The organism is Mesorhizobium sp. M7A.F.Ca.CA.002.05.1.1 (genome assembly GCF_003998335.1).
Lineage (GTDB): Bacteria > Pseudomonadota > Alphaproteobacteria > Rhizobiales > Rhizobiaceae > Mesorhizobium.
This window is the reverse complement of sequence record NZ_RZQI01000345.1, coordinates 1-5826: the sequence shown is the minus strand read 5'-3', so window position 1 is coordinate 5826 and position 5826 is coordinate 1. Positions and strand designations below refer to the sequence as shown.

6 protein-coding genes are annotated in these 5826 nt (G+C 62.1%); all 6 read right to left on the bottom strand.

Annotated features, from left to right (window positions below; genetic code table 11):
* Nucleotides 1-524 (bottom strand): DNA polymerase ligase N-terminal domain-containing protein (locus EN939_RS18140; RefSeq protein ID WP_272483099.1); only part of this gene is annotated, 524 nt, incomplete at its 3' end.
* Nucleotides 525-567: 43 nt separating this feature from the next.
* A complete protein-coding gene (locus EN939_RS18135) occupies nucleotides 568-792 on the bottom strand; it encodes a hypothetical protein (protein WP_127269110.1) in 225 nt (74 codons plus the stop codon).
* 217 nt (nucleotides 793-1009) lie between these two features.
* Nucleotides 1010-2191, bottom strand: a complete 1182-nt coding sequence (locus tag EN939_RS18130; protein WP_306245672.1) for a glycosyltransferase family 9 protein — start codon at nucleotides 2189-2191, stop codon at nucleotides 1010-1012.
* A gap of 94 nt (nucleotides 2192-2285) precedes the next feature.
* Nucleotides 2286-3509: a GNAT family N-acetyltransferase gene (locus tag EN939_RS18125; protein ID WP_127269109.1), complete on the bottom strand. Its 1224-nt coding sequence runs from the start codon at nucleotides 3507-3509 to the stop codon at nucleotides 2286-2288.
* A gap of 12 nt (nucleotides 3510-3521) precedes the next feature.
* A complete protein-coding gene (locus EN939_RS18120; RefSeq protein ID WP_127269108.1) occupies nucleotides 3522-4751 on the bottom strand; it encodes a GNAT family N-acetyltransferase in 1230 nt (409 codons plus the stop codon).
* A gap of 7 nt (nucleotides 4752-4758) precedes the next feature.
* Nucleotides 4759-5826 (bottom strand): hypothetical protein (locus EN939_RS18115; RefSeq protein WP_127269107.1); only part of this gene is annotated, 1068 nt, incomplete at its 5' end.

Genomic DNA, 5826 nt, shown 5'->3' with positions numbered 1-5826 from the left:
GCCGTGAGGATGTCAAGCGCGGTGTCGGCGGCGAGGTCGCGCTCCTTGAACAGCAGCCAGTTCTTCTTGTTTTCGTCTTCCCCGGGTTTCGGCTTCAGCCGGGTCAGCATCCAGCCGCCATTGAGCTTGTCGCCGGCCAGCCGGAACTTGAAGGCGCCGGTGCGCAAACTCTTTTCGACATCGTCCATCGGCGCCCAGCTGCCGGTATCCCAGACGATCATCGGCCCGCCGCCATATTCGCCCTCGGGAATGACACCCTCGAAGTCGATATATTCGAGCGGATGATCCTCGGTCTCGACCGCCAGCCTCTTGTCGGCCGGATTGAGCGAAGGCCCGCGCGGCACCGCCCAGCTTTTCAAGACATCGCCGACCTGCAGGCGCAGATCATAATGGTCTGCGGTGGCGTGGTGCTTGTGGACAACGAAGCGGTTGCCTTCGTCCGTGATGAGGCCGCCTGCCGGTTCCGGCGTTTTGGAAAATTCACGCCTCGCGCGGTAGGATTGGAGCTTTGGCGGGGTGGTCATGGCAAAGGTCGAAGCACCGAGGCCAGGAACAAGCCAGTCGCGCTCAATCGTCAACGGCCGGCGTCAACTCGAGCTCCGCCGGCGACAGTCCCTGCTGCAGCTGGCTCAGCCGGAATTCGTCGACCCAATAGGCCTCGCCGTCGACCAGAACCCGGGCCTGGTAGCTGCCTGCCGAAAAACGCTGCGCGGTGATGTAGACCTTGTGACGATCGAGCGCCTTGCGCACCGCGGCGCGCTTGGAATTCTGACCTGTGACGGGACTGAACATGACACTGCCCTCGGTCGCCCCAGACACACAACGCGGCCGCTGCCGGCAGCCTGACGACTGGGGTCAAGGATGGCGGAGACGCGCCGTCCTGTCAATTTCGCGGACAGCGCAGGATGCGGCCCGGTCAAATTTGCCAATCTTTTGAAGATGTTTGAGCCTCGGCCTGAATCAAGACGTGAAGCGCGCCGCCAAACAATCGCCCGTCGCTGCCGCCCTGCTACGCGGCCGGCATGCCCGAATGAGCAGATTTTTGAACTTCCGTGCCGATGAGATCGAGTGTCACCGCCGCAACATCGGCAACCTGGAGCCGCTGGACGCAATAGACCCCACCGGCGTTGTTTTCTTTACACACACCTGGAGCGATGCACGGGCAAGGCATGGGCGGCTGGAGCGTCCGGTTGGGAACACCGAACGGGCCCCATTGCTCTGGCGACGTCAGACCGTACAGCCCCACCGCTGGAGTTCCGACAGAGGCCGCGATGTGCATCGGGCCGCTCTCATTGCCAAGAAAGATCGACGCTTCGGCCAACAATGCCGTCAGGACCTCAAGCGAGGCTTTTCCGACGACACTTGCGACCGGCGATGCTGCCACTTCAAGGATCCTTTGCGCGGCAAGCCCTTCATCCGGCCCGCCAACAAGGAGGGATCGCAGCCCGGTTTTGGCGTATACTTCGTCGATGACCGCAGCAAAATGTTGCGGCGGCCAACAACGTCCTTCGAACCTCGCGCCGGCATGCACTGCCACGTACGACTTCTTCGCCAAAGCGTTTTCCGCAAGAAGCCTGGCACACTCTTCCTGGGCAGTACTGGTCGGCTGCAGCCGAGGTGTTGGATCCTCACAATCCAGCCCAAGGGCGCGGAGAGGAGACAGGTTCCTGTAGAGATAATGCGGTCCGCCATGTCCGAAGGTCGCGGCGAGAACGTTTGCAAGCTGGATTTCCCAGAACTTCATCGGATGCTCGGAAGGATCGAAGCCGACGCGAAGTGGAGCGCCGATCAAACGATGCATGATCCGCGAGGTTTTTGAATCGGTAAGGTCGATGCTAAGATCAAATCTTCGACGCCGCAGATCAGAGATGACGCCACGATAGTCGCTCAAACGCTTGCGCAGAGTCCTTCCTCTGCCACGGGATTCAAAGCCAACGGCAACATCGGCGATCCCTTGCGCGACGATGAACTCCTTGAGACCCGGCGCACAAAGCATGGTCACCGATGCTTGTGGATAAGAAAGACGTAGATTGCGAACCAAAGCAGATGTCAGAACGACATCTCCAATGTACTTCGTTTGAATAATGAGGATGGAACGAATCCCATCTCCTAAACTTGCATTCATCGAGATGATCTGCCGAAAACGCCAACTTAAAAAAATCCGCCCGTGACACTCATTTCTGAACGTCAAGCCGCGCTTTCAGATATAGAGCTAACCAACCCTGTCAACAAGCTTGCCTGCCGGTCTTGGTGCTCTGCATCGCAGGACCGGCAAGCGCTCCTCCTCAGTCCTTCAGTCGCCGCAAGCGGCGCGTCAGGCCCTGGACGGCCTTGAGCAGCCGGGGACGCGACCGCGTCATGCCTTCGACCCGGCTGCGCAGCAAAATGGCTGCGTTCGCAGCCCTGCCCCGCACCGTCACCGGTTCGCAGATCTCGGCCAGTACCGAGCTCGAGGCGCCGATATGTTGCTTGTAGCCCTGGCCGCCGACCGACAGGTCGAAATAGTCGAAGCCCCGCTCGCATCCCCACATCATCAGCTTGCCCATCGTCGTCAGGCCGGGTGAGACATTGGCGACCGCATTCTGGTCGATGCCGAGCAGGAGGGCGTGAAGTGTGCCTTTTCTGACCAGCACATAGATGGAGGCGAGCCAGGCTTCACCGACGCGTAGTCCGAAGAGCCGCACCGATCCATTGGACAGGCCTTGCAGCGCCGCGGCGCGGTAAAAATCGACGACCGGCGCCTGCGTCAGGAGGTCGAAACGCCCGAGCTCACGGAAACGCTTGAGCCGCAGTTCCAACAGAGCATCCAGGAGCTCCTCGGCCAGATCAGGCGTGTCGGCCTCGATCAGAGCGAGGCCACCAAGCTGTTCGAAGCCGCGACAATGCTTGCGGAAGGCCTTGGCGAAGGACGGCTTGCAGATCCGCTTGATGAGCGTCTCCGGATCGCCATGCAGGACGAGGCCGGAGCTGACCTGGATGGAGTCGCGCGCCACCGAAAGCAGTGCCAGCGGATTGGCCACGCCGTGGACCTGCTGCGGAATTCCCGCGATATGGATGCGATCCGCCGGTGGCAGCACGGCACGGACCGCCGCCCACATGGCGTCGGCACTCTGCCTGGTCCACTCTATCCCATCCGCCAGCAGCGGCACTGAGTAGTCGCACACGCGACAGCTCAGCCATTCGATCACGTGGTGGCCGAAGGCCCGGCGCCGCATCAGCGGCAACAGCATGGCCGGCGCGCCGGTCACTGCGTCACTCACCTCGACGAGGACCAGATCCGCGTCTTTGGGCTTCAGCCGTGCGGCGATTCCTTCGACCCAGGCATAATGCTGGTGGGCAGTGCAGACGCCGTGAGCTTCAAGGAGCAGCCATAGCAGCCTTACGGTGTCGAAGCTGGTGTGCAGCCGAGCCGTGAAGTGCGCGGTTGCATCAACGTTGGCGACAGTCGGGGAAACCGGCCCACCGGGCAAATCCTTTATCGGAGTCGTTCCCGCCGCGTAGCTTGCCACATGCTTCTCCCGTCATTCTGATCCCCCGCGCAGGCGCCGCAAACCCCGCATCAGTCCCTGGAGCCTCTTCAGCAGCCGAGGTTTGGAGCGCACGAACACCTCGGCCCGGTTGCGGATCTCGATGGCTGCGCTCACGGCGCTGCCTCGCACCGTGATCCCGTGGCAAAGCTCGCGCAGACCCGAACCCAAGGCACCCATATGCTCCTTATAACTCTGGTTGCCTACCGACAGGTCGAAATAATTGAAATCGCGCCCGCGCGCCCAGCTCATCAACTTGCCCATGATCAGAAGTCCAGGCGAGACATTAGGCACCGCGCCCTGATCGATTGAGATCAGCAGAGCATGAACGGTGACTTGATGGATCAGCAGGTATTGGACCGCGATAAGAGCTTCACCCACACGCAACCCGAAGAGCCGCACCGACCCATCCGACAGGCCCTCGAGAGCAGCGTTTCGATAGAAATCGACAACCGCCGCCTGCGTCAGCAGGTCGAAGCGGCCCAGTTCGCGAAAGCGGCTGAGCCGCATCCGGACCAGGCCGGCGAAGATGACCTCCACCAGGGCCGGCGTGTTGGCTTCGACCAGTTCCACGCCGCCAAGCCGTTCGAGGCGACGCCAGTCCTTGTTGAAAGCCTTGACGAAGGATGGCCGGCATAGGCGCTTGAGGACGGTCTCCGGATCGCCGTCGATGGCGAGGCCGAAGCTGGTATGCAGGGAATCGCGCGTGGCCGCCAGCAGGGCCAGCGGATTGGCGACACCGCTGATCGATTGCGGAATTCCCCTGATCTGGATACGGTCCGCCGGCGGCAGCACGGAGCGCACCGCGGCCCACGCGGCCTGCGCCGACTGCGTCGTCCACGGGCTCGCATCGGCCAGCAACGGTGCCGAATAGTCGCAAACGCCACAGCTCAGCCACTCGATCACTCGATGGCGGAAAGCCGGTCGCCGTATCAACGGCACCAGCATTCGCGGCACGCCCGTCACGGCGTCGTTTACCTCCACGATGAGCAGTTCCGCACCTTCAGGCATCAGCCGCGCTACGATCCCCTCGGCCCAGGCATAATTCTGGTGGGCGGTGCACACACCGTCCGCCTGAAGGCGCAACCAGAGCGGCCTCACCGCTTCCAGGCTGGTGTGGAGCCGCGCCGTGTATGCATCGTTGGAGACGACGACGGCCGGATGGGAGGACTGGCCATCGGGCGAGCCGGTCACCGCAGCAATTTGCACCGCCTGGACTGCCATATTTTTCCTATCGCTTTGCCGTGGCGAACGACAGCGTGCGCCGCCAGGCGCCCAACCGGCTGTCGCGCGCCTCGTCGGGATGCTCGATATTCCACATGCGGTGATGCGCGAAATACCATGATGCCACGAGCACGAACATCTCCGAGACGGCGGAACCCAACAGCGCCCACGGCGGAGACGCGATTGCCAGCAGGGCCGCGATCAGTGCCAGCCCGACGACCGCGCCGCCCGTCGTGGTGAACGCGACGATCCGAAAATCGCCGAGTATCTCAAGCACGATGCGGGGCATGATATAGAGCATGATCGGGACAAAATTCGCGATCACGAAAAGTCCGATGAACCAGGTCGAAGCGTCCTGGAGAGCCTGGGATTTTATCATCGGCAGGACGAACATGATGGCGCATCCATATGCAAGGCCGCCAAACCCCATGACGAGTGCCCAGATCTTGGCCTGCGTCCAGACACGGCCCGTTTCATTGTTCCGCATCAGCCTGGCGAGATCCGGCTGCGTCATGTTGACGAAAGCAAGGCTGATGATGCGCAGCGGGGCAAACAGCACCAGAACCGCCGCCAGCGGTGCGTAGGCGGCAGGACCGGCAATGCCGGCGACCAGCAGCGCCAGACATTGGCCCTGGATGTTGGTGGTGGTGGCGCTGAATGCCGACCAGCGCAGCTGGGGCCAGAGCCTGACATAGCGTCGCCGGGTCGGCATGCGGAAGCTGATGCGAAGCGAGCGCCGAGCCAGCCGGACCAGGACGAAAATGCCGAAAACATTTGCCGCGGCTAGTGCATAGAACACGGTCTGCAGCGGGTCTTGGACCAACCAGATCGACAGCCCGGTCAGGACACAGCCGGCGATTGTAAAAGCGCCATCGCTGACGGAGACGACAACCTGCTGGCGCCGTGCGAAGAAAGCCGTGCGCATATGGCTGCGCAACGACCAGGCACCGACGAAGCAGCCGGCAGCAATTCCGCTTGGATCGCCAAGGACATGCATCAGGACTGCCGTGCCGACGGCCATCAGCAACGCTACGATCAGCGCCGCCGTTCCGAACGCCACGTCATAGGTATCGAC

Bases quoted from the DNA above. Each gene is read 5' to 3' on its own strand.
- EN939_RS18135 (WP_127269110.1), bottom strand. From the start codon at position 792: ATGTTCAGTCCCGTCACAGGTCAGAATTCCAAGCGCGCCGCGGTGCGC.
- EN939_RS18120 (WP_127269108.1), bottom strand. From the start codon at position 4,751: ATGGCAGTCCAGGCGGTGCAAATTGCTGCGGTGACCGGCTCGCCCGAT.